The sequence below is a fragment of the Bdellovibrio sp. SKB1291214 genome, assembly GCF_002209355.2.
Lineage (GTDB): Bacteria > Bdellovibrionota > Bdellovibrionia > Bdellovibrionales > Bdellovibrionaceae > Bdellovibrio.
Map to the genome: position 1 here is coordinate 2117437 of NZ_CP106855.1, position 25132 is coordinate 2142568.

26 protein-coding genes are annotated in these 25132 nt (G+C 44.8%); 13 read left to right on the forward strand and 13 right to left on the reverse strand.

What is annotated here, in order from left to right:
* The first annotated feature begins 161 nt into the window (after positions 1–161).
* A complete protein-coding gene (locus B9G69_RS10510) occupies positions 162–650 on the forward strand; it encodes a hypothetical protein (protein WP_088615084.1) in 489 nt (162 codons plus the stop codon).
* A gap of 113 nt (positions 651–763) precedes the next feature.
* Here the strand turns inward: B9G69_RS10510 and B9G69_RS10515 are convergent, their stop codons facing one another.
* Positions 764–2440: a peptide ABC transporter substrate-binding protein gene (locus B9G69_RS10515; RefSeq protein WP_176400935.1), complete on the reverse strand. Its 1677-nt coding sequence runs from the start codon at positions 2438–2440 to the stop codon at positions 764–766.
* Between the two features lie 128 nt (positions 2441–2568).
* On the reverse strand, positions 2569–3225 hold the full coding sequence (locus tag B9G69_RS10520) for an OmpA family protein (protein WP_088615082.1): 657 nt from the start codon (positions 3223–3225) through the stop codon (positions 2569–2571).
* A 123-nt stretch (positions 3226–3348) separates the two neighbouring features.
* On the opposite strand from B9G69_RS10520, the gene B9G69_RS10525 reads away from it, so the two are divergent.
* Positions 3349–4062, forward strand: coding sequence for an SIMPL domain-containing protein (locus B9G69_RS10525; RefSeq protein ID WP_254916834.1), 714 nt, complete (start codon positions 3349–3351; stop codon positions 4060–4062).
* 9 nt (positions 4063–4071) lie between these two features.
* Here B9G69_RS10525 and B9G69_RS10530 read toward each other — a convergent pair whose 3' ends face one another.
* Together B9G69_RS10530 and B9G69_RS10535 are read right to left on the reverse strand one after the other, a co-directional pair.
* Positions 4072–4473, reverse strand: a complete 402-nt coding sequence (locus B9G69_RS10530; RefSeq protein ID WP_088615081.1) for a hypothetical protein — start codon at positions 4471–4473, stop codon at positions 4072–4074.
* Positions 4463–5776 carry a C1 family peptidase gene (locus tag B9G69_RS10535; RefSeq protein WP_088615080.1) on the reverse strand — a complete coding sequence of 438 codons (1314 nt, stop codon included), beginning with the start codon at positions 5774–5776 and terminating at the stop codon, positions 4463–4465. Before B9G69_RS10535 ends, B9G69_RS10530 begins: the two co-directional genes overlap by 11 nt.
* A gap of 160 nt (positions 5777–5936) precedes the next feature.
* Between B9G69_RS10535 and B9G69_RS10540 the strand changes: the two genes are divergently transcribed.
* Complete coding sequence (locus B9G69_RS10540; RefSeq protein ID WP_088615079.1) at positions 5937–6698, forward strand: TerC family protein; 762 nt, start codon at positions 5937–5939, stop codon at positions 6696–6698.
* A gap of 36 nt (positions 6699–6734) precedes the next feature.
* Here the strand turns inward: B9G69_RS10540 and B9G69_RS10545 are convergent, their stop codons facing one another.
* From B9G69_RS10545 to B9G69_RS10565, 5 genes are read right to left on the reverse strand one after another with little or no spacing between them, the layout of a single operon-like run.
* A complete protein-coding gene (locus B9G69_RS10545; RefSeq protein ID WP_265437728.1) occupies positions 6735–7280 on the reverse strand; it encodes a GyrI-like domain-containing protein in 546 nt (181 codons plus the stop codon).
* Positions 7281–7284: 4 nt separating this feature from the next.
* Entirely contained in the window at positions 7285–7833 is a 549-nt protein-coding gene (locus B9G69_RS10550; RefSeq protein ID WP_088615077.1) for a thioredoxin family protein, read from the reverse strand.
* Positions 7834–7865: 32 nt separating this feature from the next.
* Positions 7866–8633 (reverse strand): biotin--[acetyl-CoA-carboxylase] ligase, encoded by a 768-nt coding sequence (locus B9G69_RS10555; protein WP_254916833.1) that lies wholly within the window; start codon positions 8631–8633, stop codon positions 7866–7868.
* Positions 8633–9457 carry a carboxylating nicotinate-nucleotide diphosphorylase gene (nadC, locus tag B9G69_RS10560; RefSeq protein ID WP_088615076.1) on the reverse strand — a complete coding sequence of 275 codons (825 nt, stop codon included), beginning with the start codon at positions 9455–9457 and terminating at the stop codon, positions 8633–8635. The genes B9G69_RS10555 and nadC overlap by 1 nt, the downstream gene beginning before the upstream one ends.
* A gap of 48 nt (positions 9458–9505) precedes the next feature.
* Positions 9506–10648: a response regulator gene (locus tag B9G69_RS10565; RefSeq protein WP_254916832.1), complete on the reverse strand. Its 1143-nt coding sequence runs from the start codon at positions 10646–10648 to the stop codon at positions 9506–9508.
* Between the two features lie 48 nt (positions 10649–10696).
* On the opposite strand from B9G69_RS10565, the gene lptG reads away from it, so the two are divergent.
* Genes lptG through B9G69_RS10590 form a run of 5 tightly spaced genes read left to right on the forward strand, consistent with a single transcriptional unit; the run spans position 10697 to position 14378 of the window.
* Positions 10697–11776: an LPS export ABC transporter permease LptG gene (gene lptG, locus B9G69_RS10570; RefSeq protein WP_265437729.1), complete on the forward strand. Its 1080-nt coding sequence runs from the start codon at positions 10697–10699 to the stop codon at positions 11774–11776.
* 27 nt (positions 11777–11803) lie between these two features.
* Positions 11804–12418: a peptide deformylase gene (gene def / locus B9G69_RS10575; protein ID WP_088615073.1), complete on the forward strand. Its 615-nt coding sequence runs from the start codon at positions 11804–11806 to the stop codon at positions 12416–12418.
* A complete protein-coding gene (gene fmt / locus B9G69_RS10580; RefSeq protein WP_088615072.1) occupies positions 12411–13355 on the forward strand; it encodes a methionyl-tRNA formyltransferase in 945 nt (314 codons plus the stop codon). The genes def and fmt overlap by 8 nt, the downstream gene beginning before the upstream one ends.
* A 1-nt stretch (position 13356) precedes the next feature.
* Complete coding sequence (gene rpe, locus B9G69_RS10585; RefSeq protein ID WP_088617139.1) at positions 13357–13983, forward strand: ribulose-phosphate 3-epimerase; 627 nt, start codon at positions 13357–13359, stop codon at positions 13981–13983.
* A gap of 47 nt (positions 13984–14030) precedes the next feature.
* Positions 14031–14378 (forward strand): hypothetical protein, encoded by a 348-nt coding sequence (locus B9G69_RS10590; protein ID WP_088615071.1) that lies wholly within the window; start codon positions 14031–14033, stop codon positions 14376–14378.
* Between the two features lie 36 nt (positions 14379–14414).
* On the opposite strand, the gene B9G69_RS10595 is transcribed toward B9G69_RS10590, so the two are convergent.
* Complete coding sequence (locus tag B9G69_RS10595) at positions 14415–15224, reverse strand: class II glutamine amidotransferase (RefSeq protein ID WP_088615070.1); 810 nt, start codon at positions 15222–15224, stop codon at positions 14415–14417.
* Positions 15225–15450: 226 nt separating this feature from the next.
* Here B9G69_RS10595 and B9G69_RS10600 point away from each other — a divergent pair, with 226 nt between their 5' ends.
* Positions 15451–17103: an alpha-amylase family glycosyl hydrolase gene (locus tag B9G69_RS10600; protein WP_265437730.1), complete on the forward strand. Its 1653-nt coding sequence runs from the start codon at positions 15451–15453 to the stop codon at positions 17101–17103.
* Here the strand turns inward: B9G69_RS10600 and B9G69_RS10605 are convergent.
* Entirely contained in the window at positions 17098–19575 is a 2478-nt protein-coding gene (locus B9G69_RS10605; RefSeq protein ID WP_088617375.1) for an ATP-binding protein, read from the reverse strand. The two genes, B9G69_RS10600 and B9G69_RS10605, sit on opposite strands and share 6 nt — an antisense overlap.
* A 121-nt stretch (positions 19576–19696) precedes the next feature.
* The gene (locus tag B9G69_RS10610) at positions 19697–20836 is read right to left on the reverse strand and encodes an FAD-dependent oxidoreductase (RefSeq protein ID WP_265437731.1); all 1140 of its coding nucleotides are present in this window, start codon (positions 20834–20836) and stop codon (positions 19697–19699) included.
* A gap of 126 nt (positions 20837–20962) precedes the next feature.
* Between B9G69_RS10610 and B9G69_RS10615 the strand changes: the two genes are divergently transcribed.
* Complete coding sequence (locus tag B9G69_RS10615; protein ID WP_088613985.1) at positions 20963–21523, forward strand: TetR/AcrR family transcriptional regulator; 561 nt, start codon at positions 20963–20965, stop codon at positions 21521–21523.
* Between the two features lie 47 nt (positions 21524–21570).
* Here B9G69_RS10615 and B9G69_RS10620 read toward each other — a convergent pair whose 3' ends face one another.
* Positions 21571–22080, reverse strand: a complete 510-nt coding sequence (locus B9G69_RS10620) for an NUDIX domain-containing protein (protein WP_088613986.1) — start codon at positions 22078–22080, stop codon at positions 21571–21573.
* Positions 22081–22161: 81 nt separating this feature from the next.
* Between B9G69_RS10620 and B9G69_RS10625 the strand changes: the two genes are divergently transcribed.
* The 3 genes from B9G69_RS10625 to B9G69_RS10635 all read left to right on the forward strand — a co-directional run bounded on the left by B9G69_RS10625 (position 22162) and on the right by B9G69_RS10635 (position 24794).
* Positions 22162–22710 carry an outer membrane beta-barrel protein gene (locus B9G69_RS10625; RefSeq protein WP_141096846.1) on the forward strand — a complete coding sequence of 183 codons (549 nt, stop codon included), beginning with the start codon at positions 22162–22164 and terminating at the stop codon, positions 22708–22710.
* A 124-nt stretch (positions 22711–22834) separates the two neighbouring features.
* Positions 22835–24376 carry a histidine ammonia-lyase gene (gene hutH, locus B9G69_RS10630; protein WP_088613988.1) on the forward strand — a complete coding sequence of 514 codons (1542 nt, stop codon included), beginning with the start codon at positions 22835–22837 and terminating at the stop codon, positions 24374–24376.
* A gap of 31 nt (positions 24377–24407) precedes the next feature.
* Positions 24408–24794: a hypothetical protein gene (locus B9G69_RS10635; protein ID WP_088613989.1), complete on the forward strand. Its 387-nt coding sequence runs from the start codon at positions 24408–24410 to the stop codon at positions 24792–24794.
* Positions 24795–25132 lie beyond the last annotated feature (338 nt).

The following is a 25132-nucleotide window of genomic DNA, read 5'->3' on the forward strand; positions in this document are numbered from 1 at the left end:
CTTTGTAATATGTGGGGTGTCTAATTGTCGACGATAACTGCAAAGATTTCATAAATTAAGTGAAATTTACGCGCTGTTCAAAATTGCTATTGTCTTTGTGCGTAATCGGGTGCATTTATGCGGCACAACAAAAAACAGATCCATTAACACAGGAGAAAATAATGAAAAACATGATCCTTGCTATTGCCGCTCTTATCGTTGGTCAAACTGCTAACGCAGCTATCTCTGCTAACTCTTCTTGGGAAGAAATCAATGCAGCTAAAGGTCCTTATCAAATCGTAGCTCCAGTTGTATACATGGGCCGCGCTATTGATTACACTTTCGTTTGCCGTAACGGTGACACTCTTCAAACTATCAAACCAGTAGACATCGTTGAAGTTGTTCAACCAACTAACCAAAACGGTCGCACTGAATTCAAAGTTGTTGGTTCTGAAGTTCTTTCTACTTCTATCAACTACACTCACAAAGAATCTTTCTGTGATCAAACTAAAGGTGACCGCACAGTTTGCAAAGACGTAGTTTACACTGGTACATACCCAATGACTGTTAACGTAAAAGTTTACACTCAAGTTGGTCACAACCAACCAGCTCGTTTGCTTTTCACTAAAGCATACACAGTTCCAACTTGCGATAACGCATCTGTTAACTAATTATCTTAGTTAAATTGGAATAGCTTAAAAAGCCCGCTGAAAAGCGGGCTTTTTTTTTAAGGTAACAGTTCCCTTTTCGTACTGCGATGCCGTACGAAAAGGGAACTGTTACCTTAGAAGTGCCAGTTTTCGATTTGTAGATATTCGGAATTATTATGGCCCGACATTTCGTATCCTTTAAGACCCTTCGGAATGATCGAAGTGTTGGAACGATAGTAACTTGGTAATTGCGGAAGCTCTTCCGTGTAAATCTTTAAAATCTTGTGCATGATTTCGATTCTTTTTTTCTGATCGAATTCTTCTCCAGCTTGTACAAGTAGTTTATCCACTTCTTTGTTTTTCCAGCCGGAACGATTGTGGCCTGACCACCCATTTCCTTTGGAAGGTACCATTTCGGAACTCATAGTTCCTTGCGGGACCATGTTCGGGGACTCGACCCAGGTTAATGCTGCCATCTCAAACTTTCTTTGGCGCAAAATCTCTCCAAAGAACACACGGCCTGGGAAGCTTTTTAGAATCACCTCAAGTCCCAGTTGTTTCCATTGACCTTGCAGATAAACCGCAATCATTTCATTCATCTTATTGTCGGCAACGTTGGTCATCGTCAGGCTCATTTTTTTGCCGTCTTTATAGCGATAGCCATCGGGCCCCATTTTCCAGCCAGCTTCATCCAACATTCGTTGGGCTTTCATTTTGCTGTAAGGGTAAATCGTCACAAGCTTGGGATCGTCCGTGAACCATTCATCCAGGGGAGTGGAAAAATGAATGGCGGGAGGTTGTTTCCCATCAAAAAAAGATTTGCCCATTTCACTGCGGTTAAAACCAAGAAGCAGAGCTTGGCGGACCTTAAGGTCCTTCAAGATGGAGTTATCTAGATTCAGTTCGATATGTGCATACATGGATCCAGCCACATATTTCACTTCGTAAGGCAGATTCTGGGCTTTTACTTTTTTTTCGAAAGCTAAGGTCTGATCAAAGCTCATTCCTGATGAAGATGTCATATCGACATTTCCGCTCATCAAATTTGCTTCCATGGATGTGGAATTTAAAATGAATTTAAAGATCACTTTTTTAAAGTAAGGTTTAGTTCCATAGAATTTTTCATTCGGAACGAGGACGACGTGGCTGCCTTGTTTTAATTCACTGACTCTGTAAGGACCATTATACAATCCCGGCTCCGTTATTTTTGAAGAGTACAAAGAATTGCGTTCGTAAGCCAGAACGTGACCCTTGTGTTTTTCAAAAATGGGTAGCTCAAGATGGGCGGGCAGCAGACGAGGGAATGAGACATAATAGTTGTATTGAGGTCTTTTAAAAATAATTGAACATTTTTTTGGATTGGCGTTATCGATCACGATGTCTTGAACGTTGTCGTAATCATCGCGATTTGGTGTCGCGACTAAATCGTTGCTGCCGACTTTCCATCCCGCGTGCAAGTCTTTACATGTCACCGGCTTGCCATCGCCCCACATGGCGTTGTCGATGAATTCCACATCCGCTTTAAGATGCTTGCCGGTTTTATCTGTGAATAAACGGGCTTTCTTGTTTTCGATCGTGGGAATCTCTTTGATCAGGACCGCCTTTGGTTTGCCCTGGGGAGTGATCATTACTAACGGACGCATGATCGCGTCTTGTATCAAGCCTCCAGCGGCCATGGTGTTGACCAGAGGATGAATGGTGTCGAACTCGGCATTCACAGCAATTTTTAATTCATCTTTCGGGGCTGACCATGTAGTCGCCGTGAAAACTGTTGCCAGTGAAAAAGAAATCAAAGTGAACTTGTGAATCATCCGCTCGCTCCTGTTATTAGAAAAACTATATAGGGCCAAGCTTTGATTGCAACACATAACAAAAAGCTCCCACTGTTTATGCAGTGGGAGCAGGGTATTTCCAAGTGAACTTTTAAATTTTCAGATGATTAGTGAGCGTTAGCTTGTTTTGGAACTTTGGATTCGTCCACAGTGATTTCGATTTCAACGCGACGATTTTTTGAACGTGCTTCCGCTGTTTTTGCAGGGTCAACGGGGTTCGTTGCACCCATACCTATAGAAGTGATTGTGTTTGCAGGAACACCACTTGCGATCAACTGGGCGCGAACTGCTTCAGCGCGATCTTTGGAAAGTGGATTGTTTTTAACTGCAGTTCCTGTGTCATCAGTATAACCGCGAACAGTCAAAATGTTCTCTGGGTATTTTTTCATGATTTGTGCAAGCTCTGAGATGTTAGATTGAGCTGCTGGTTTCAAAGTTGATTTACCAGTGTCGAACAAGATGTCTGATTTCAATTTGGTGATCAAACCTTGTTCAGTTCTTTTAGTTTCAGCGATTTTTGCCAATTCTTTAGCTTGTTGATCCATACGATGACCAACGCCACCACCGATACCAGCACCGAGAGCGGCACCGATCAAGGCACCTTCATTACGTTTACCAGTTTGGTGACCAATCACTGCACCAGCCACCGCGCCGATCGCGGCACCAATACCAGCGCCTTTAGCCGCATTTGGATTTTCATTCGCTGTCGCACAACCTGTAGCTATCATTGCTACTGCGGTACCGATAAGAACCATTCTTTTCATAATTAGAACTCCTTCAATTATTTTGTGAACAGACAGATTTTGCCAAGCTGCGCGATATCCGTCAATCCCCTTGGAGCTCATATATTTTTTGATTTAATCTTGGAGCAGAACGAAGGAGCGTTTATGAGCAAAATGGTAAAAACATTAGTACTGGCAGTTACACTTTGTGCCACTATGGCACACGGAGCAGATCGTACAATCGTAGTCAGTGGAACATCTGAAAAAGGCTTGGATCCAAACATGGTCAGTATGACTGTCGAAGTCTGGAGCAAGGCTCAAACTGCAAAACAAGCTCAGCAATCTGCGGCGAATCAGTTCAAAAATGTTAAGAAAGTCTTTGAAGACTTTAAAGTTAAAAAAGAAGACATCCAGACAGACAACTACAGTTTGAATCCCGAATACGTTTATGATCAGAAAACGCAGACTAATAAAATGGTTGGTTTCCGCGTTGTACAATCCTTAGTCGTAACTTTGCGGAAAGTCGATGAGGCGGGGCCATTCCTGGATGCTTTAGTTACTGACAAAAAGTCTACAGATTCTGGTGTGAACGTGAATTCAATCAACTGGGATTCAGATAAGCGTTCCGCAACTGAAACATCAGCTTTGGGAGATGCTGTTCGAAATACTAGAATAAAAGCAGAAGAAATCGCAAAAGCAGCCGGCGTTAAAATCAAAGGTGTCTCAAGAATTTCTCACGGAGTATCAGCAGTTCAACCACCAGTTCCAATGGTGCGTAACTTTGCTATGAAAGCGATGGCAGATTCTGCGCCGACGGAGCTTAGCGCAGGACAAATCAAAGTCCGCGTAGAAGTAACGGCAGAGTACGAAATCAATTAGGACTTAACTTTACAGGTTGGGCTTCATATAGAAGCCCAAAAGTTCACTGGTGCTGACGAAGTTGCCATCTTTAAAAGTGCAACGATCCAGTCGGTACCAGTCTGGCCCGGCCTTAAATTCCACGATCTGTGGGATCCCCTCAAGTTCGCGGCAAAGATTGAAACCAGGATTGCTGCTTGTACTTTGAACTTTTGATTTATCGATGAATTTAGTTTTTCGGAAAGCTATTTTACAATCTAATTTTCCGCAGCCTTTAGAAGCTAGGATTGTCTTGTCATCGTTAAAGCAATAAGTCGCTTTGATTTCACTTGTTTTTCCATTAGTGGTTTCACGCAACAAACCCTTTTCACAAGTTAGCGGAGCTTGGGCAAAGGAGAATGTTGTAGCAAGAATCAACAGACTATTTAACATAGGTCACATCCCATGTACGTTGCAGAAGATCTGCTTTGGGCATCCAAAACTGACCCTGGCTGCATTCATATTTTTTATCGTAAGTCGAGCAGCCCTTGCCCCAGGAATTTTTAATTTTATATTCGCATTGACCGGTTTTTTCATTGAAACGTCTTCCGGCTAAAACAACGGCGTGGGCCCCGACGGTGTCGGGCGTTGATGCTGGAGTTCTGCGATCATAAAAAGCATACGCGTCGACGGCGACGCTCACAGGGTTTTTCTTAGTCAGCTGTTCATCGATGATATCTGCATATTTTTTGTCGTCCACAGCTCTGCTGATCAAATCGTTGTATCCGTTGTAAAATCCTTTGCGCTGATAGGAGACGGCCTCTGGAGCTTCGTGAATTCTGTTTTTGCAGGATTTATTGCGCAGATTCAGAATGAATTCGTCTTCAACAGATTTTTTTACGACGTCTTGAACATCACCGACGTTAATTTTGGGAAACATTTTCTTAGCCTCAGAATACAAGTCATCGCAAGCTAGACTCTGCGACATCACTTGATTTCGGCCCATTCTGTCCAAGGCACGCATGTTGTCGGCAAAGTTTCCGCCTGAATTGTCTTCGCTAGGTAATTCACTTTCTAAGCAAAAGCCGTTTTTTGCAGCTTTAGAGATGGCTTTATCAGTAAATCCCCCGTTGATATCGGCTGTCGACGTGCCCAATATTCCTCGGTTCATTCCATCCAGCCAGTCATCTTGATAATTTAAGGCAATGTCTGCGGCCGAAATGTTCTTTTTTAATTTGTAAGACATTAAATCAGCGGCGGCGAAGGCGTAACACCAACCCACGGAATCCTGATTGCGAGTTGCTGGCAGATCTTTACTCATGTCGACAGCCGTGCAGGATTTGCGTTCGACCGCCATAGCTTCAAGGCCCTGCTTTTTCTTTTCAGCTAGATAGTTCTTGTAGTCATCAAAACCAAACTCTTTGGCGTATTCTGTGAACTCTTTTTCATACTCTTTCGTATCACCGTGCTGGGCCGAGGCATCCAGATCATTTTTGACCCGTAAAAATTCCCGCTTGCGGGATTCTTTGGCCATGCTATCCAGGAACTTGTCATCGACCCCTAAAAGTTGTTGGGTCGTTTGCCCACAAGATCTGACGGTGGTTTTAAGCTGCTGTACCGTTTTAGTGACGATTGTTTTGTCGTAAGAGAGTTTAATTCCCTCGTACAGTTCCTTGGCTTCGGCGCAAACCGCCGATTGGGCATTGGAAACGCTGGGGAATAAAAAGGGCAGGCACAGCAGAGGTAAGTACTTCATTCGTTCATTATCAGATGAACAGTCTTGGAAGGGGAGTAATTTAATGGGAGAATTCTTAACATTTTTGAATGGAAATGAAGCATTGAGTGATGGAATTTCAGTGGTCAAAGTAAATGCCGTCCTTTAGCGTATCAGACACACGACTAAAGGAGTGCTCAGCATGATCGAAATGCTTTCGAATCCGCAGATATGGATCGCGTTTTTTACTTTGTTCGCTTTGGAACTTGTTCTTGGTATTGACAACGTTATTTTTATTTCAATTCTAGCTGGCAAACTTCCTAAAGAGCAGCAGGACAGAGCCCGTGTCACCGGGTTGGCTTTAGCGGTCATCACGCGAGTGATTTTACTCTTCTCTTTAAGTTGGATTATCGGTCTTACAGAACCGTTGTTTGCTGTTTTCGGGCAAGAAATTTCCGGTCGCGACTTGATCTTGTTGCTGGGTGGTTTGTTCTTGATCGTTAAAAGCACCATGGAGATCAATCATAAATTGGAAGGGGTCGAGGGCAGTCAATCAAATCACGTTGCCCACTCGTTCAGTGCGGTGATCTTTCAGATTCTTTTATTGGACGTAGTATTCTCGTTGGATTCAGTGATCACCGCAGTGGGTATGGTCAGTGAAATCGGTGTTATGGTCGCAGCAGTTGTTGTCTCTGCGGTTGTGATGATCGTGTCAGCAAAATCAATCAGTAACTTCGTAGACTCTCATCCATCACTTAAAATTTTGGCATTGAGCTTCTTGTTAATGATTGGTTTCACTTTGATCGTTGAATCCTTGGAAGTTCACATCCCGAAAGGCTACGTTTACTTCGCAATGGCCTTCTCGGTGGGTGTTGAGATGTTAAACATTCGCATGCGTAAGAAAAAACCGAAAGAGCCAGTTAAGCTTCGCGAACGTTTTGCTGAAGACGACGCAAAAAAATAAATTAAAAAAAAAGCCGCTTTTCGAAGCGGCTTTTTTTTATTTGTTTTTTACTGGGAACAAGTACGTTGTTGTCATGGCTGCTTTTTCTGTGATCGAGTGGATCTCGTAGATTTCAACAGCGGCTCCCGTTTGTTCTAGTTTTTTTTCCAGAAGGTAAGCCTCAACTCGGGGATAGACTTTCAAGGGGCCGATGCCAGGAGAACCGGTGAATACTGCCTGCACATAGGTACGTGCTGGAATTTCGCCTTCTTTCATGTTCTCTGGTGCACCTTCAGGCATTTTTTCAATCAAGCAACCCACTTTAGAGCGAAGACGTGCTTCTTCAACTTGGCGGGGATCATCAAGATATTCACCGAAAGTACGTTGGCATGTGACGCCTTTTTCTTTCATGAATTTTTCAACTTTTTCGATCACTTTATTAACTTTGTGGTACGGGCCGACGTGTTCGATATAAATAGTTTTGTAAGGACCCAGTTGTTGCGCATCAGAAAGCTGTACGCCTTTGAATGCACCCAAATATGTCGCCAGGTAAACCCCGAAAGAAATAACCATCACCACGACGAAAACAATCATATATCTCATTGTACTACTTCCATTTAATTGAACAGCCCATTGAAGCTGTTTGTTCATCAGAAACTTTTTGATTTTTTAATAGCGTTTGCACAGCTTCATACAACTCACGTTGAGTTACTTTGCTAGCATCCTTCCAAGAATTATCCAGGCGTCCGCGGTAAGAAAGCTTTAAATCTCCACCATACACAAAGAAGTCAGGTGTGCAAACAGCGCCAAAGGCCTTGGCCACGGTCTGAGTTTCATCCACCAGATAAGTGAAGGAATAGTTTTTTTCTTTCGAACGTATTGCCAGGGCCTCAAAAGAATCCTCGGGATGGTCTTTGGGATCATTCGAGCAAATACCGACGACATTCACATCCATCTTTTTAAGATCAGTCCCCAACTGAATAAGACGATCTTCCACCGCTTGAACATAGGGGCAGTGAGCGCAAATGAACATCACAACAAGCGGCTTCCCGTTTGAGAAATCCTTCAAAGAGTAGGTTTTGCCATCCACTCCTGGTAATTTAAAGTCCGGAACCGAATTCCCTAAATCAGGAAACGGAGTAAAAGTAGTCGCCATTTTAAACAACCTCCATTTTCATTCCCGAGTTTCTAAAGATCGGCCCAGCTGATCTTTTTAGCTCCCATATAAAGAGAGCCGTCAGCTTCCATCGCTGTGTATTTTTCTTTAAGCAAAGGGTGCAGGTTCAGAGCCGTCAGCAACGACAGCTGTTCTGTGGGACTTAAAGGTTGATCGCAGTGAGAAGCTGCATCCGACAGCTCGAACGCCAAACGATCCAAGAATCCTGTATAATCTTCGCCCAACAGGGGAGCGCCCTCTGGAAGCGATTCTAAAACGCTTGTTGAAGTTTCAACTGATTCCGGAGATGACGTGATATTGACACCAAGACCAATGATAAAACGAACCTCATCACCTTGCGCGACGTTTTCTAAAAGAATGCCTGCCACTTTTTTGTCACCGATGTAGATGTCATTCGGTGCTTTTAAATTCCATTTTAAAAATGGCCAAGTTGTTGAGCACGCGCGATACACAGCTAAGCCCACTAAGCAGGAAGCCGTGGGTTGTGGCATGATGGGCAAAAGATAAGACCATGAACTTAACAGGGCAGAACCCACTTGGTCCGTCGTCCAAGTGTTTTTACCTCGGCCACGGCCTGCTGTTTGCTGATCTGTTATGAATAAACACAGGGCTTGCTCTAACAAATCTTCCTCGAACGCCAATTCTTTGGCAGTGGCATTCGTGCTTTCTGTTTGAGCTTTGTATTCCACGTGCAGGTGATTGTTGCGAGCCCACTTGGCTGTCACGTCACCGATACGGATTTCGCTCATCGGGTTTTCGGAAGTCATGTTTTTAGCCACTATTCCTCCCAAGCAAAGATCAAAGAAACGTCAGCAACGGGAGCTGAATGTGTCAAAGCTCCAACAGAGATAAAGCTTACACCACACTCTGCCACGGATTTGACACGCGCTAAACTCATATTGCCACTGGCCTCCGTATGAACGCCTTCGGGAATCAATGCCAAAGCTTGTTTCAACATCTCGTTATCCATGTTGTCCAAAAGCAGGTGCTTCACATTCAGTCCAACAGCTTCTTTAACCTCAGCCAATGTTCGCGTTTCAACTTCCATGGGAAGATTCGAGTGTTCACGGACGCGATTCACAGCATTCGTAATACCACCCATAACAGAGATATGATTGTCTTTGATTAAGATGGCTGTACTAAGATTCATGCGGTGATTGACGCCACCACCATGAAGGACTGCTTTTTTTTCAAGCTCGCGATAACCGGGAGTTGTTTTACGAGTATCAAGGATTTTAGTTTTTGTGTGCTCGACTTGTTTTACAAAACGGCGAGTCACCGTCGCAATACCAGAAAGATGACCCAAGAAGTTCAAAGCCACACGCTCCGCTTTCAAAATCTGCACAAGGTCACCCTCGATAGTGCAGATGATTTGACCATTCAAAATTTCTTGGCCTTCTTCGAAATGCCATTTCACGCGGCAGTTCGGTTCAAGTAATTGCATTGTTTGTTCAAAAGGAGCAGCACCAGAAAGCACAAGATCTTCTTTTGCTTTTAAGCGAGCACGACCTACTTTGGGAGTTAGTGCAAGGGACTCTGTCGTGACATCGCCATGGGGCATGTCTTCTTTGATAGCTGCGCGGATTAGATCAATCAGTGTCATAGAACCTCACATAGGTGTACCTGGTGTGAGGCGGGCAGAAAAAAGGTACTAGATGGATTTTTCTGTTTCGCGCATGAGTTTACTTAACTCTTCGCGAACAATGCGCTCTGCAATCTCGGGAAGCAATTTCCAACAAACGGATTCAATCACTTCGCGAGCTTCCTCACGGACAATCTTTTCCATCATTTCGCTGGACAAGTCCACCTTGGATTGGGTTTTACCCTGAGCATTAGCCGGAGTTGGTTTTGCCCCTGCAGCAGTCGGTTGCGCTTTAGGTGCAGAAGGACCTTTGTTTAAGGTCTCCATCATTTGATCTTTTACAGATTTTTCCACTTTTCCTAAGAATGAATCCTCAGGCAAAGTCTTCGGCGGAGCTTTGGCTGCAACTGGCGCAGGTTTTTGCGTCAAATCGGGGCTGGCTTCGTCAAAGCTGATCTCTTCAAAGTTTCCCGAAACTTCGATATGTGCGTTTGATAGGTCCTCATCTTGAGGGATTACAAACTTGGAAGCGAAGTCTTCGGTTTCATTTTGAGGGATGTTTAATTTAAACTTTGTTAAATCTTGGTGAGCCCAGCCACCTTCGTCCATTTCGTCTTCGCCTTTAGGTGACGTCAATGGAACAGAAGTGAATTCCTCTCCCGGGATATCAAGGCTGAGGGCCTCGTCTTCGCTGATTTCGGGAATAGAATCCAAAGTGTTCAATTCGGGATCAGCATAAGCGACCTCTGCAGCAGACTGATCCGCGGCAGGAGTTTCATTGGGCATTTCTTCGAATTCAGGCATCTCTGGGAATGTCAGGTATTGGCTGACTGGATTCTCAGAGGTCTTTTTAACAAGTTTATTTACCAAGCCACGCAGATGTTCGGCATCGAATGGTTTTTCCAGGCGGTCATCGGCGCGGGATTCGGTAACTTTGCCCTCGTCGATTTCCATGAAACCACTCCACATCAAAACGACGGGAATGTTGGAAGTTTCGGGATCGTTTTTAAGCTCAAGGCTGACTTCATAGCCGTTTCTTTTTGTCAAAAGTACGTCTGCGAAAATGATATCGGGCTTAAAGCTTTTTGTGACTGGCAATACATCAAGTCCCACGGGAACTGCCTTAACTTCGACAGCGAAGTCAGACAATGCCAGTTGCATTACTTTTTTGATTGTGGAACTCTCATCTGCAAGTAAGACGCGTAAAGCCATAATCAAAGTTAAATAGGATTTTGGACGTGAGTCAAGGAAACTCTAAGAATGAACAGAATTGATCGTTATACATCTTGGCTTTTCTTCGGTTACTTTCTTGGTGGCCTTTTAGTTTTCTTAACCTTGTTCACTGCGGTCGATGCCATGTCGACGGTTTCTCAGTACAAGGGTGTCAGCACGGCGACGATTTTCAGTTACTATCTTTACTCTTTTCCAGACATCATTTCGAAACTTCTTCCAGTTGCTTGTTTGTTGGGCACGATTTTGACTTTGACGAATTTGAATAAGGCCAATGAACTCGTTGCGTTATTTTCTGCGGGCATGAGCCTGCTTCGCATTGCTACTCCGACTTTGCTGTGGGTGATTCTGATTTCTGTGGGTGGCTATTTCATGACGGACCGCTTGGTTCCACGAGCCAACACCCAAAAGAACTACATCTTTTACTATGAGCTTAAAAAAGAGCCGCACCGCTTTTCGACGGTTAAGACTAATAAGATTTGGTATCGCACCAAGGACTCTATTTTTAATATCAAAACATTAAGTGCGAAGGGTGATAAGGCCCAAGGCTTAACGATGTATTTCTTTAGTGATGATTGGGATTTGATCCAAATGATCACGGCTCGCGATGTGGAAATTCAAGGCAGTCAATGGGCCTTGAATCAGGGGACTGTGACACTGTTTACGAAGGATTCAAGCTTTCCGTTAACCACTGATTTTAAGACTAAAAACATCGTGATGGCTGAAGACTCCAAGGACTTGCAAAGTGCGGGGCAAACAGCGGAAATGATGTCCCAGGGCGAGCTTAAGCACTTTATCGCTAAAAACAAAGATGCCGGTCTGGATACTATTGCTTACGAAGTGGGCTATCAGTCGAAGTACAGCTTTGCCTTTGCGGGCCTGGTGATGTGCCTTTTGGGTCTGCCATTCAGTGTTGGCAGGGGGCGTTCCGGTGGTACCATGCTTAATTTGGGTATCTGTTTGGCCTTGGTTTTTGGCTATTACGTTCTGTATTCCTCTGGAATCACTCTGGGGCAGCATGGCTCGATACCCCCGGTATTAGCGGCTTGGGCTCCTAATATCTTAATGACCGGGTTGGCCTTGGTCCTTCTCAAAAGGCTGAAATACTGATATAATGGGGGCCTCTCTGGAGGCCCTATGATCATGAAAATCCTCACTTTCCCTGACCCGAGACTTCGCGAAGTTGCAGAACCTGTGAAGCTCTCCGAGTTCGGCACACCTGAGCTTAAAAAGCTTCAAGAGGACATGATTGAAACGATGTACGATGCTCACGGCATCGGCTTAGCTGCCCCGCAAGTGGGTGAGTTGGTTCGTATGATCGTGATCGACACTCGTCCTAAAGACGACAAAGGTCGCCGTTATAAGGATCAAGAAATGACGGATCTTGAAAAGGCCGTTGAACAACCCCTTGTATTAATCAATCCAGAAATCGTTAAAGGCGAAGGTAAAACGACGTTTGACGAAGGTTGCTTGTCAGTTCCTGGCTATTACGAAACGGTTGAGCGTTATGATTACATAGAAATGAAAGCTTTCGATGTGAACGGCAAAGAATTCATCGTGAAAACAGACGGCTTGCTTGCGATTTGTATGCAGCATGAGTTGGATCACCTTGAAGGAACATTGTTTATCGATCATTTGAGCTTTGTGAAATCTAACAAGATCAAAAAACAAATCCAAAAACATGGTTATCCGACCAAGGAAGAAATGGAAAGAGCCCGCTCTAAGCAAGTTGAAGGCAACGAGCGTGAGTAAGGTCCGCGTCTGCTTTCTGGGAACACCAGAATTTGCTGTTACATCTTTGAAGGCCCTACTAGCAGATGAACATTTTGAAGTTGTCGGAGTTGTGACTCAGCCGGATCGCCCGGCGGGTCGCAAAATGCAACTCACTCCAAGTCCGGTGAAAGTTCTAGCTCTTGAACACGGACTTAAAGTTCTTACACCTGAATCCCTGAAAAAAGATCCTGCGGCCGTTGAAGAAATTCGCTCCTGGGGAGCGGAAGTCGGCATCGTTGTGGCCTTTGGGCAAATCTTAACGGAAGACTTTATGTCGTCCTTCCGCTTTGGTTGCGTGAACGTGCACGGTTCGATTTTACCTCGCTGGCGTGGGGCGGCTCCCATTCAACGTGCGATTGAAGCGGGCGATGCAGAGTCCGGGGTGGCTTTGCAAAAAATGGTTAAAAAATTAGACGCCGGTGACATCATCGGTATTCGTAAAGTGACGATCACTCCCGAAATGCACGCGTTGCAGTTGCACGATGTGCTGGCTGATTTGGGTGCTGATTTGTTGCGAGTGGAATTGATGGATTATGTGCGCGGAAATTTAGCGCCCGTACCTCAAGACGAGTCGCAAGTGACGGTGGCTCCAAAAATCGACAAGGCAGAGTCTTTGGTTGATTGGAGTAAGTCCGCGAAGTCCATCGATGGTAAAGTTCGTGGCTTTGTCTATGGCCCGGGAACTTACACTTTGCTAGACGGTAAAAAACTAAAACTGCATGTGGTACGTCCGATTGCCGCGACTTCAAACGCGGCACCTGGAACGGTGACCGCGGTTGACGCAGATTCGTTCACTGTCGCAACGGGCGACGGACTTTTGAAATTGCTTGAAGTTCAGCCTGAATCCCGCAATCGTATGAAGGTGTCTGATTTCTTAAAGGGACACAATTTGAAACCTGGAGATCACATTGGCTAAAATGGTTGCCCCTTCGATTTTGTCAGCAGACTTTGCAAACCTTGAAAAAGAGGTGAAAGCAATCGCCGCTGCCGGAGCTGACTGGGCCCATGTTGATGTTATGGACGGGCACTTTGTTCCAAACCTGACGATCGGTATTCCGGTGGTGAAGGCGCTTAAGAAAGTTTCCCCGATTCCTTTAGATGTTCACTTGATGATCACTGAACCCGAAAAATATGTCGCAGATTTTGTAAAAGCTGGCGCCGACTATTTGACGATTCACGTGGAATCCACAAAAGATCCTGCAACAGTACTTCGTCAAATTACTTCATTGGGAGCGAAGGCGGGGATCACACTTCGTCCCGGGACCCCGGTTGAATCTATTTTGCCACTGTTGCCACTTTGCGAATTGGTGTTGGTAATGACAGTGGAGCCTGGTTTCGGTGGTCAATCGTTCATGGCAGATCAAATCGCAAAGATCTCTGTGTTGCGCTCTGAAATTTCTAAGAAAAATCTAAAATGCTTGATCGAAGTCGACGGCGGCATCAACGCCGAAACAGCGAAGCTTTGTCACGAAGCCGATGTATTCGTAGCGGGCAGCTACGTCTTCGGCAAAGACTACGCCCAAGCCATCGCCTCCCTCAGGTAACAGTTCCCTTTTTTAGTTTTTGCAACAACTTACCTTTCGGAGGTACCATGAAAAGTCTTTTAGTATTTGGTCTTGTGTTGGGTTCTCAGCTTTCGTTTGCGGAGTCTGTTCCTGTAGCGAAGTTTGAAACGGCGAGGAATATTTCTAAGGTTATGAAATCCTCGATTGAAGCCAAAGATGCTCCAGCCACTTGTTGGATATTGGGGAGAGTTCATGGGTATGCCTTGGCGATGAAACAGTTGGGGGATACAAGAGCTGCTAAACTTGTCGAGTTTGTCGATAAGGGCGCAGGGAAATGTGGTGGGAAGAACACCTTGAATTTGCAGGAGACATTTACGCAGGAAGAATGGACAAGATTGTCTGAACTTCAGAAGCAAATTGAAAATTTCAATTAGTTAAGTCAAAAGCCCTCGGAAGAGGGCTTTTTGTTTTTAGCAAAGAATTTTTTCTTTGGGACCCGAGATCGTGTCTTTGCTATCAAGCACATGTCCGTCGCGAAAAAGCCAAAGACTTCCGGGTTTCATCGCAGTCCATTGTTCGTTATTCGTTAAAGGGACCGTTGCGATGATGGCAACGCGGTCTAAGGGCGTGGTCAAAGAATTGAAGTCGACTTTTAGGTCTTCATCTTTCAGTTCTGCTGTTGGGAAGGGGGCTTTACGAACAATATACGTCAAGTTCGTCGACGAATGAGCGATCAGGAAATCCCCATTGGTCAAAAGGAAGTTGAATTCACCGTGCGGGCAAATATCTAATGTCAGTTGGTGGATCGCCGAGAAAAGGTCTTCTTTAGATGGAAAAACGTCGCCGAACTTTTTTTGCAGTCCCTGCATAATCCAGCAAAATGCTTTTTCGCTATCGGTTGAACCAACAGGTCTGAATGTTCCGTCAAGAATCGGATCAAAATTTAAAATGTTACCGTTGTGGGCGAAGACCCAATAGCTTCCCCAAAGTTCGCGCATGAAGGGATGTGTATTTTCTAAAGAAACAATTCCCTGAGTGGCTTTGCGAATATGTGCGATGACGTTCGTCGATTTGATGGGATAGTTTCGGACAAGCTCAGCCACCGGCGAGTGGGCAGAAGGCAAAGGATCCAAAAATTGACGAACACCTTTACCCTCAAAAAAAGCAATTCCCCAACCATCTTGATGGATGTCTGTTCGACCGCCGCGAGCTTTGAAGCCTGTAAATGAAAAACAAATATCGGTGGGGACGTTGCAATTCATGCCTAGCAGTTGGCACATGGTTCACTCCTGAAAAGTCCGGTTGCTTTTTAATCGTATGTTACCGGTCTTAACGAAATCTTAAAATTGAATTGAAGAATTCTTCAAGCGTTTTGCGAGTTCTTTATAGAGCAATCACTTGAGCAGTGTTTTTGCGAATTGCGCGGAACATAAATGCAGAAAAATTAAATTTCTTAAATGACCATTTGGAAATTCTTTGTGAAAGTTTTTTTCCGGAGGGGCTACTATGCGATTTTTTCTATTAGCATTTTCGGTAACGATGATTTTTTCGCAGATCACTCAAGCAGGAGTGATGTTGCAAGGGTTTTATTGGGAGGCAGAATCTACTCCTGAAAAGCCATGGTGGGATAAACTTTCAGCGCAAAGCAATGAATTGGCCAAGGCGGGGTTTACAGCGCTGTGGATTCCCCCGGTGTTAAAAAGTGCTTCAGGTGGGTTGTCTCGGGGCTATGATCCCTATGATGATTATGATCTTGGTTCTAAAGACCAACGTGGCACCATTCCCACTCATTGGGGAACCCGCGATCAGTTGCAAAGAACGGTTGCAATGTCTCGTGCGAACGGCATGCAAGTTGTTTTGGATTTGAATGTCAGCCACCGCGCAGGTGATGCTGGTGATAAGAAATATTCCTATAAAGATGCTTATGGCGTGGATGGCAAAGGTCGCTTCCCTAAAGGCCCCGATGATTTCAGCCGCGATTTCCCTTATGGTCGGGTTTTTAATTTTAATTCCAACTATGTGATGGATGGACTTAGAGCTTCATGTGACTGGTTGGTGAAGGCCCTGGGTACACAAGGCTTCCGTATTGATTCAGCTAAAGAGATTCCTTTTGATTTTTTAAAAAACTTATTAAGTCATGGTGAACTTCAAAAACAATACGTCGTCGTCGAAAACTGGGATGGCACGGATGTTCTTTATAACTATGTTAAGAATGGTTTGAATTCACGCGCTGGTGCCTTTGACTTCCCACTGTGGTCGACTCTTCGTGATATGGCATCGGGCGCGGGGTTGTTCGACATGAAACGCTTGGTGAAGGCGGGCTTGTTAGGGCGCGCTCCCGATTTGGCCGTAACCTTTGCTGAAAATGACGACACAGATCGTGGTTTTCCAACGATTAAGAATAAAGAACTTAGTTATGTCTATATTCTAACCTCTGAAGGCTACCCAAGTGTTTACTGGAAAGACTATTTTGTCTATGGAATGAAAAACCATATTGATCGCTTGATGTGGATCAATGGAGCGTTGGCAAATGGTGCGACAGAGTATCGTTGGGCTGATGATGATCTGTTGGTGTACGAGCGCACGGGGTCGCCAGGTGTTGTGGTCGGCATGAACGATAATATGCAAAGTTCACGCACCGAAACGGTTCAAACTCACTTTGGCCCGAATGTGGAGTTGCAGGATTATTCCGGGGGGCAACCGAATGTGAAAACAGATGGCGAGGGGAAAGCTAGAATCACAGTTCCACCGAATGGCTATGTTGCTTATTCCGTGCCGAATGTGCAGTATGCTCCGCAAATTATTCCTTACTCCGTGACTCAGGAGTTTGCAGGGGCCAATGATTTGGATATTTTGCCTGCCCAAAACGGCAAATGGAATAAGACGGGTTATATCTATGCCCAAGAAGGAACTCTGCTTGAATGGGAAATTAATTATGAGCGCAATAACTGGAAGCAGTCTTCGCAATATTTGATGAGGATTTCCGGACCAGATAACAAAGTCGTGGTGGAAAAAGCCTACGACGGGGCAACCCAAGTGGCGAAGGGCTCTATCAAGGCACCGGCCACAGGTTGGTACTTGTTAGAATCTGCAGCCAAGGATGTGGCAGAGCCAGTTCGTTTCTGGTGGAAGCAAACTTACCAAGCTCCGCAGTTATAGTTTTTTTTGTGACTGAGTAAGCCAGTATTCTAGCTTTTCTTTAAAGATAGCTACCTTCACTAGCTTACTTAGCATATCGTCCATCCCAGCATCCAAACACACCTGACGATTGTCGTTTTCGGTATTTGCCGTGAGCGCAATGATAGGAATTCTGAAGTCCTGAGATTCCTTTTTACGAATTTGTCGAGTTGCCTCAAATCCATCCATTATAGGCATCTGGCAATCCATTAAAATCAGACAGAATTTTCCCTCTTCAAAAATATTCACCGCTTCCTGTCCGTCGTTGACAACTTTACTCGTATATTCAAGTTTTTTTAATAGAGCTTCTGTTAATACCTGGTTAACAAAGTTATCTTCTACGACCAGAATCGGCAGAGTCACTTTCGGTGTAGTAGGGATAACCACTGGCGGAGCTATTGACTGTGGTGCAGCTCCAAATCCCAAATTAATTTCAAACCAAAATTCCGAGCCCTCGCCAGGAATACTTTTTACTCCGACGGTACCATTCATCAGAGTCACAAAGGATTTTACGATGTAAAGCCCCAAACCGGCGCCGCCATATTGTCGGGACATTGACATGTCGGCTTGAGTGAACGGTTGGAACAGTCGTGACTGAGCTTCTTCGGATATTCCGATACCTTGGTCTTTAACCACAAAGCGTATGCGGCGGGTGTTTTCGGAACGACCGACTTCATTGACAGTGATTAGCACCGAACCCATGTCAGAGAATTTTAAGGCATTACTAATCAGATTATTTAATATTTGTTTTAAACGATCTGGGTCACCAACGAAGGGACGTTCCTCCTCGGTAACAGAGCTTTCCATGTCGATGGGAATGCCTTTTTGTTTGGCCACAAAGTGATTCAATGTATACACGTCTTCTAAAAGTTTATTCAGACTGAACTCAACCTCGGCAAGTTCCATTTTCTTCGCGTCAATTTTTGAAACGTCCAAGACTTGATTAACAATGGCCAGCAGACTATTCCCAGATTCGGTAATTAAGTTCGCGTATTTGCGCTGTTCGTCTGTCAAGTTTGTATCATTTAAGAAATGGGTCATCCCTAAGATCCCATTTAGCGGAGTTTTCATTTCGTGGCTGATGTTGGCCACGAAATCAGATTTGACTCGCGCGGCTTCGATAGCTTTGTTCATGGCATCGTGGCTTTCTGCCCGTGAGATTCCCAGATTGTAAGTCATTTCATTAAATGCATCGCCCAAAATTTCAAATTCGTCGCGGGTTCGCATAGTGACCTTAGCACCGAGGTCGCCAGCACTGACTTGCTGGACGGTGGTAACCAAGCTTTTCAAAGGTCTTGCTAGTTTTTCTTTTAGAAGTCGCATCATGAGGAAAAGTTCTAAAATCAAACTGATACAACCAAAAAATAAAATATAGCGACTGGAATTGAATGCTGCTGTTTGAATTAATGATTTTGGATAAAGCGTCACTAGGTACCAATTAGGTCCTTTGACTTTACCGATGGCGATCAGATCTTTTGATCCAAGGTCAAAAACATGCCCGTCATGGTCATCTTTTTCAAAGGGGAGTTCTTTTTTAGCCGTTAGAAAGATTTTTTCCATTAATGGATCTTTGTCTTTAAGATCTGATACCTTTAAAAGCGCGTCGGATTGTTTGATCTGATCCTGAAGTTTAGGGTGGGCGACCATATAGCCCTCGGAATTGATCACCAGGTTTTTGGTTCCGCTGAGTTTGAACTTCATAATTCGATCGAGCATCTGGCCAACGAAAATATCATTACCAATGGCTCCCGTGAATTTACCGTCAACGACAATGGGAGTCGCCAGAGTGATCATCCAAACTTGCCAAGCGGGATCGTAATATGTTTTGGTCCATTTCTGTTCAAGGTTGGGATTGTTCTCTGGAATAATATTTTGCATCCAGATTTGATCCATATTTTTAAAATCCCCAGGGATTTTCGCTGAGTATCCTACTTCTTCCTCCAATAATGTGCCAAGAGATCCCCAAGCGTCGGCCACCCAGCAATCTGAGAATGTAGCAGTACTCAAAAAGCATTCGCGATCCAAAAAGTCATACATGATGATGGATCGTTCCTTGGTGGCTTTATCGATTTTTTGAAAGTTGGGTAAGAAGTAACTGGGATGAAGCTTGTTATCTATCTCGTCTTTTTCTCGAGTAGCCCCGTCAGGATATTTCCTAAATATTTTATTAAATCTTTCGTCAACGCGGTCTAATCCGTTTTTTAAATGCCACTCTAAACGATGAGCCAAAATTTGCTGATTTTTAGTGGCAAGTCTGAAAACCTGGCTTTCACGATCACTGCGAACCTCGATGTACTTATCCAGATTTTCCATGACCAAACTAGTGACGATAGACGTGATATGCAGATAACTGAAAAAAGTGGCTAGGGCGGTTATAATGAAAAGCCAAACCGCCAAAGTAAGCGTTATTTTTTCAGAAATCTTTCTGTAAGTCTTTTTTTCCATCCCTTTCATTGCCAGGGCGCCCGAATTTCTCGTAAATATCAAAAAGTTTGCATGAGAAATTCTTGCGCGTTACCAAATAAAAGGCCTTGTACTTGTAAAATGACTTCCAGATTTCTTGATCCTAATCGAATTAGGATTTCACGCTTGTGAAAAAATCAACCAAAGTCTCGGGTGCATTTTCTCCGAATAAGATCTCATGCATGCGCAAAGACTCTCGGGCCTCAGCTGTACTTCGCGGGAAAAGTTCTTTCTCATAGGCAGCAAGGGCGGCCTCGATATTTCCCGGATGGGCGACAATCGCTTTTCCAAGTTCTGCGCCGTCAAGCATCGCAAGGTTCGCACCCTCACCCGAAGGAATCATCAGGTGGGCCGCATCACCCAGCAGAGTAACCCCAGGAATTCGTTCCCACTTCACATCGACGGGTAGGGTGTGCAGAGGGCGTGCAATAGGCTTCGTTTCGCCACAGGTAATCAAGGCTGTAAGTTCTGGTGCCCATCCTTTAAATTCTTCAGCGATGCGAGAAAGCGCTTGTTCGGATTTATCGAAATCAATGGTGGCAAACCATTCTAAGGGTTTACTTAAAGCAATATAAGTATGCAATGTGCCGCCATGTTCACGATGAGCCAAAATACCTTTACCTGGCGCCGTGGAAAAAAGAGAACCTTCGCCCACAGCTTTGGCGCTTGTTCTATAATTCTTGTCTGCTTCGTGCAAATAAGTCTCAATGAATGTCGTACCGGAATATGATGGTTTTTCCTTACAGAGCAAAGGGCGAACTTTGGACCAAGCGCCATCGGCACCGATCAAAAGATCAGTTGTGATAGTTTTGCCATTAGCAAAGTTTACTTGGTGTTTGCCTTCTCCTAACGAGGTGACAGAGGTGATCTTGTGATTCCAAACCACAGTTCCAGCGGGTAGGGATTCGAGCAAAATACGACGAAGCTCGCCGCGTTTTACTTCGGGCCTTCCGCCCGTGCCATCATCGGGTTCGTCGACTAAAACTTTTCCGTCTTTGCCAAGAACTCGAGTGGCCTGACCTCCCTGCATGATCAGTTCTAAAAACTTTTCGTAAAGGCCCGCATCCTTTAAAGCGATTTGTCCATTGTGTTCGTGAATGTCCAGCATTCCGCCCTGTGAGCGTGCATTCGGGGAGGCTTCCTCTTCATAGACCACGGATTTGATTCCGTGAATATACAAAACGCGGGCTAATGTCAGACCACCTAGACCGGCGCCAATGATAGTTATGGAAGTTTGATTGCTTTGCTGCATGGGAGTCTCCTTGACTGAGTACAGTATATGCTCTGCGCGTCAAAAAGTATAGTGACTTAAAAATTTAACTGACTATAATAATTGAAATGGCGTTTAATTTGATTTGAACGCCGGAGGTGTCTGAATATGGGATTGAGAGAAGAAAAAAAGAAACAAACTCGGAAAGCTATTTCAGATATGGCGACAGTCCTTTTTATAGAGCGGGGTTATGACAGTGTTACGACTGCAGAAATCGCAGAGCGTGCCAAAGTTTCGGTGCCCACTCTTTTTAATTATTTTCCGAATAAAGAGTCCCTGGTTTTCGATGACGATGCTGAACAGGAAGCACAACTCGTGGATGCGGTCATGAATAGGAAAAAAGGACAGAGTGTTTATGAGGCGCTTTTGGAAGCAGGACTTGAACATCTGGATTCCATCAAAGATGAGCAAAGAAAAAATTTTAAATCGTTTATGAATCTAATTGAAAGCACGCCGGCACTAAATTTGTACTCGAAGCAGATGTGGATGCGACATGAAAAGGCTTTGGCGGATGCCATTCGCAAAGAGTCCAAACAGAAACTGAATCCCATTGAAGCTGGCGCCATCGCGAGATTTGTATTAGACGCTTACCATCGGTCCTTAGGGGCGAGCAATCCCAAGGCAGCACTGAAATCCCTTTTCAAAATTTTGTCCTACAGGTACAGGTAACAGTTCCCTTTTTGTACTGCAACGCAGTCCAAAAAGGGAACTGTTACCTAAAGGGGAAGGTCTCTGGGAGGGATTCTGCCGTCTTCGAGGTAGACCATTACGTAATTTTCGGTGACGGCTTTCAATGCGCTTTGCACGCGACGGGAAATGGCCGGGACTAGCATTGAATAAGCGATATCCATGTCGACGAATTTATAGTCTTTGATATCTTTCAGTGAAATCGAAATATTTTGCACTTGCTGTTCGCTAAGGTCGATCGCGCCAAAGAGAAAGCTTAAGTATTCACCTTTGACATCTTTGTTCGGAATGTAATCAATGGCCAAGACGTGGGTCGGGGTGATGACGATTCCCAGATTTTCTCTCACTTCGCGGATAAGTCCCTCCATCGGAGATTCTTCGGCTTCCACCGTGCCACCCGGCAGAATCCAGCCGCCAGAATAACTTGGCTGAACAAGCAGCGCTTGGTTTTTATAAAACAACAATACACCTGTGCTGATGCGTTTGCCGGGGAGTGATTCATAATATTCTTTGTCGTCTCTAAAGGCGGGTCGGGCCATAGCGTCTCCTTGACGTTATCTACAGGTGCTTCCAGAATTGTAGTGCAAGTGTAATTATTTTTGGTGTTACAAAAGGAGAAGATGATGAAAAAAATGTGGCTCGTTTTAGCTTTATTCTTGGGATTTTCGGGTGCCGCACATGCTGGTGTGATGATCGAACCTTATTTGGGTTACGAAATGGGCAGTCACACGGATGTAAATCCAACTGCAAAAACTGAACTTGTAAATATGGGTGCGCGTCTTGCTTGGACAGCTCCAGCTTTGTTGTGGTTGGGTGTTGATTATAATTTGGGTGTTAGCGGAAAATATAAACCAGATGGCCAAACAAATTCAGATGCGAAACGTAACACTCTGTACGCTGTCGCAGGTATTGATTTTCCAATTTTGCTAAGAGGTTGGATTGGTTACGGTCTTTCCAGCGAAATTAAAACGGACAGTCCTTCTGACACGTCTTTCAAAGGCAAACCAGTCAAAGTAGGTGTGGCTTTCACAGGTCTTCCATTCCTATCACTAAATTTTGAATACATCATGGAGAACTTGGATAAGAGCACATCTGGTGGCGTTGATAACAACAGCCCAGGCAAAATGGACTCTTACATGTTGTCAGTGTCTTTGCCTCTTCACTTCTAATTTCGTTCTCGCAAATTCAGAGTAAAAAAAAGCCGGTTCGTAGCCGGCTTTTTTATTTGATTGGGCGGGGCGTTATCGGTAAAGTCGGGACCTCATTTTAGAATGAAACTGAAAGGTCTCCACCATGCAACTTACAGGTGAAAATATCACGATTGAAAATCTCTATAAAGCGGCCCACACACCTTCCATGAAAGTGGAACTGGCTGATTCAGCTCGTGCTGCCATGAAAAAGTCTCGTGACTATATCGAAGGCCGTATTTCTGGTGGCGAAGTCATGTACGGTGTGAACACAGGCTTTGGTGCTTTTTCGTCTGTTCGTATCTCTGATTCCGAAATTGAACAATTGCAAAGAAACCTGATCCGTTCGCACTCCATGGGAATCGGTGCTCCTTTCACAAAAACGGAAACACGCGCGATGATGATCTTGCGTGCGAATGCTTTAGCGAAAGGTCACAGCGGCATTCGCCCGACGGTGGTTGATAAAATTTTGGAATTTCTAAATAACGACATCATCCCTGTGGTTCCTTCTCAAGGTTCCGTGGGGGCATCGGGGGACTTGGCTCCGCTGTCGCATTTGGCACTGACAATCATCGGTGAAGGCGAAGCATGGGGACCTGATCACAAGCCCGTTCACGTTAAAGAGCTTTTGGAAAAGAAAAAAATCACCGCACTTGAATTGAAAGCCAAAGAAGGTCTTTCAATGATCAACGGTTGCCAGGTGATGACATCTATCGGACTTCTTTCATTGTGGGAGGCGCGTCGTCTGCTTTGGATGGCAGATCTTGCGGGTGCAATGACAGTTGAAGGGATGAGAGGTTCCAGAAAACCTTTTGATCCATTGATTCAAGCCAGCCGCCCTCACTCGGGTGAAGGTAAAACAGGTCGCAACTTGATTAAAATCATGGGCGAGATGAGTGAAATCGGTGAGGCGCATTTGCATGAATACCAAGATCACCGTGTTCAAGATGCTTACTCACTTCGCTGTATGCCGGCAGTTCATGGTGCCGCGAAAGATGGTATTCGCTACGCTGTGAAAGTTCTGGAAACTGAAGCGAACTCTTCGACGGACAATCCGTTGGTATTTGCTGATGCGAATAAAGTTCTTTCCTGCGGTAACTTCCACGGTATGCCAGTGGCGCACGCGATGGATTTTGCGGGTATCGTGATTTCCTCTCAAGCAAGTATTTCTGAGTGCCGCATTTCTAAATTAATTTCGACACAAATGAGTGACCTTCCTCCGTTCTTGACACCCAATGGCGGTTTGAATTCTGGGCACATGATCGTGCAAGTGGCGGCGGCGTCTTTAGTCAGCGAAAACAAAGTTTTGGCTCATCCAGCATCTGTGGATTCAATTCCAACTTCGGCTGAAAAAGAAGACCACGTTTCCATGGGAACCATTGCAGCAAGAAAATTTGCACAAATCCTAAGAAACGCAGAACATGTGGTTGCGATGGAACTTCTATCTGGTGCCCAAGCCCTTGATTTGATTGCGCCCCTGAAGCCAGCTGCGGCCGTCAAAGCTGTGCATGATCACATTAGAAAAACAGTTCCGTTCGCAAAAGAGGATCGCATCTTCCACAAAGACGTCGAAGCAATCAAAGCAATGATGGTCTCTGGTGAATTAATGAACGTCGTCGAAAATACAGTCGGCGAACTAGAGTGGTAATACCCGCGCAGCGGGAACATAAGGAGTGTTTATGAATGCATTAATGAGTTTTGTCTTGATGAGTTTCTTGGTTGTTCCTGCATTCGCGAAAAAAACGATTTGGGTGACGGGTACGGGAAGCGCTTCTGGTTCATGCAAGGGCGGGGATTCTTTTTGCCCACGCAACCTTCAATCGCGCGCGGAAAGCACGGCGAAAAATAATGCAAGTTCAACTTGCTCGATCAAAGGTGGCGTTTCCATGGGAATGCCTTCTTGTTCTTCGCATTGCTCTCCGGGATATATTTCTCCGGGTAACAGCGCGTGGGTAAGTTGCAATGCTAGCTGTCGTATCAGCTGCCGAGTGGACGATAATGTTCCAGGCTTCGGTTTACAACCAAATGGATTCTTCGAAGGTTCCGACGAAGAAGAAATTTACTAGCATAGACTTTAAAAAGCGATCCTTCGGGATCGCTTTTTAGTTTGAGCCTAAGACTTCATAAACAAAAAAATCTTCAAAGCTAAATAGGTATCGTGATCACCGCTTGCGCGGTTCACGTCTGAAAACTTGTTAAATAACTCATTCCCAGACTAAAGCTCTCATCCGATGTAAGTTTGCAATTTGAATCGGAATCCGTTCTTGCAACTTCCATGAAATCCGAAAGTCTCTTGTCTCGTATTATGTTTGATATCCATAGCCTGTTCTGCAGGTGACTAAGCGCTTGACTGTTTAGCGATGACGGCAGGAGCGTATAAACACGGAAACATAAACCCTGGGGC

Excerpts from the sequence above, each read along its gene's own strand:
- B9G69_RS10510 (WP_088615084.1), top strand. The coding sequence starts at position 162 with ATGAAAAACATGATCCTTGCTATTGCCGCTCTTATCGTTGGTCAAACT.
- B9G69_RS10515 (WP_176400935.1), bottom strand. The coding sequence starts at position 2,440 with ATGATTCACAAGTTCACTTTGATTTCTTTTTCACTGGCAACAGTTTTC.
- B9G69_RS10520 (WP_088615082.1), bottom strand. The coding sequence starts at position 3,225 with ATGAAAAGAATGGTTCTTATCGGTACCGCAGTAGCAATGATAGCTACA.
- B9G69_RS10525 (WP_254916834.1), top strand. The coding sequence starts at position 3,349 with ATGAGCAAAATGGTAAAAACATTAGTACTGGCAGTTACACTTTGTGCC.
- B9G69_RS10530 (WP_088615081.1), bottom strand. The coding sequence starts at position 4,473 with ATGTTAAATAGTCTGTTGATTCTTGCTACAACATTCTCCTTTGCCCAA.
- B9G69_RS10535 (WP_088615080.1), bottom strand. The coding sequence starts at position 5,776 with ATGAAGTACTTACCTCTGCTGTGCCTGCCCTTTTTATTCCCCAGCGTT.
- B9G69_RS10540 (WP_088615079.1), top strand. The coding sequence starts at position 5,937 with ATGATCGAAATGCTTTCGAATCCGCAGATATGGATCGCGTTTTTTACT.
- B9G69_RS10545 (WP_265437728.1), bottom strand. The coding sequence starts at position 7,280 with ATGAGATATATGATTGTTTTCGTCGTGGTGATGGTTATTTCTTTCGGG.
- B9G69_RS10550 (WP_088615077.1), bottom strand. The coding sequence starts at position 7,833 with ATGGCGACTACTTTTACTCCGTTTCCTGATTTAGGGAATTCGGTTCCG.
- nadC (WP_088615076.1), bottom strand. The coding sequence starts at position 9,457 with ATGACACTGATTGATCTAATCCGCGCAGCTATCAAAGAAGACATGCCC.
- B9G69_RS10565 (WP_254916832.1), bottom strand. The coding sequence starts at position 10,648 with ATGGCTTTACGCGTCTTACTTGCAGATGAGAGTTCCACAATCAAAAAA.
- lptG (WP_265437729.1), top strand. The coding sequence starts at position 10,697 with ATGAACAGAATTGATCGTTATACATCTTGGCTTTTCTTCGGTTACTTT.
- def (WP_088615073.1), top strand. The coding sequence starts at position 11,804 with ATGATCATGAAAATCCTCACTTTCCCTGACCCGAGACTTCGCGAAGTT.
- rpe (WP_088617139.1), top strand. The coding sequence starts at position 13,357 with ATGGTTGCCCCTTCGATTTTGTCAGCAGACTTTGCAAACCTTGAAAAA.
- B9G69_RS10590 (WP_088615071.1), top strand. The coding sequence starts at position 14,031 with ATGAAAAGTCTTTTAGTATTTGGTCTTGTGTTGGGTTCTCAGCTTTCG.
- B9G69_RS10595 (WP_088615070.1), bottom strand. The coding sequence starts at position 15,224 with ATGTGCCAACTGCTAGGCATGAATTGCAACGTCCCCACCGATATTTGT.
- B9G69_RS10600 (WP_265437730.1), top strand. The coding sequence starts at position 15,451 with ATGCGATTTTTTCTATTAGCATTTTCGGTAACGATGATTTTTTCGCAG.
- B9G69_RS10605 (WP_088617375.1), bottom strand. The coding sequence starts at position 19,575 with ATGAAAGGGATGGAAAAAAAGACTTACAGAAAGATTTCTGAAAAAATA.
- B9G69_RS10610 (WP_265437731.1), bottom strand. The coding sequence starts at position 20,836 with ATGCAGCAAAGCAATCAAACTTCCATAACTATCATTGGCGCCGGTCTA.
- B9G69_RS10615 (WP_088613985.1), top strand. The coding sequence starts at position 20,963 with ATGGGATTGAGAGAAGAAAAAAAGAAACAAACTCGGAAAGCTATTTCA.
- B9G69_RS10620 (WP_088613986.1), bottom strand. The coding sequence starts at position 22,080 with ATGGCCCGACCCGCCTTTAGAGACGACAAAGAATATTATGAATCACTC.
- B9G69_RS10625 (WP_141096846.1), top strand. The coding sequence starts at position 22,162 with ATGATGAAAAAAATGTGGCTCGTTTTAGCTTTATTCTTGGGATTTTCG.
- hutH (WP_088613988.1), top strand. The coding sequence starts at position 22,835 with ATGCAACTTACAGGTGAAAATATCACGATTGAAAATCTCTATAAAGCG.
- B9G69_RS10635 (WP_088613989.1), top strand. The coding sequence starts at position 24,408 with ATGAATGCATTAATGAGTTTTGTCTTGATGAGTTTCTTGGTTGTTCCT.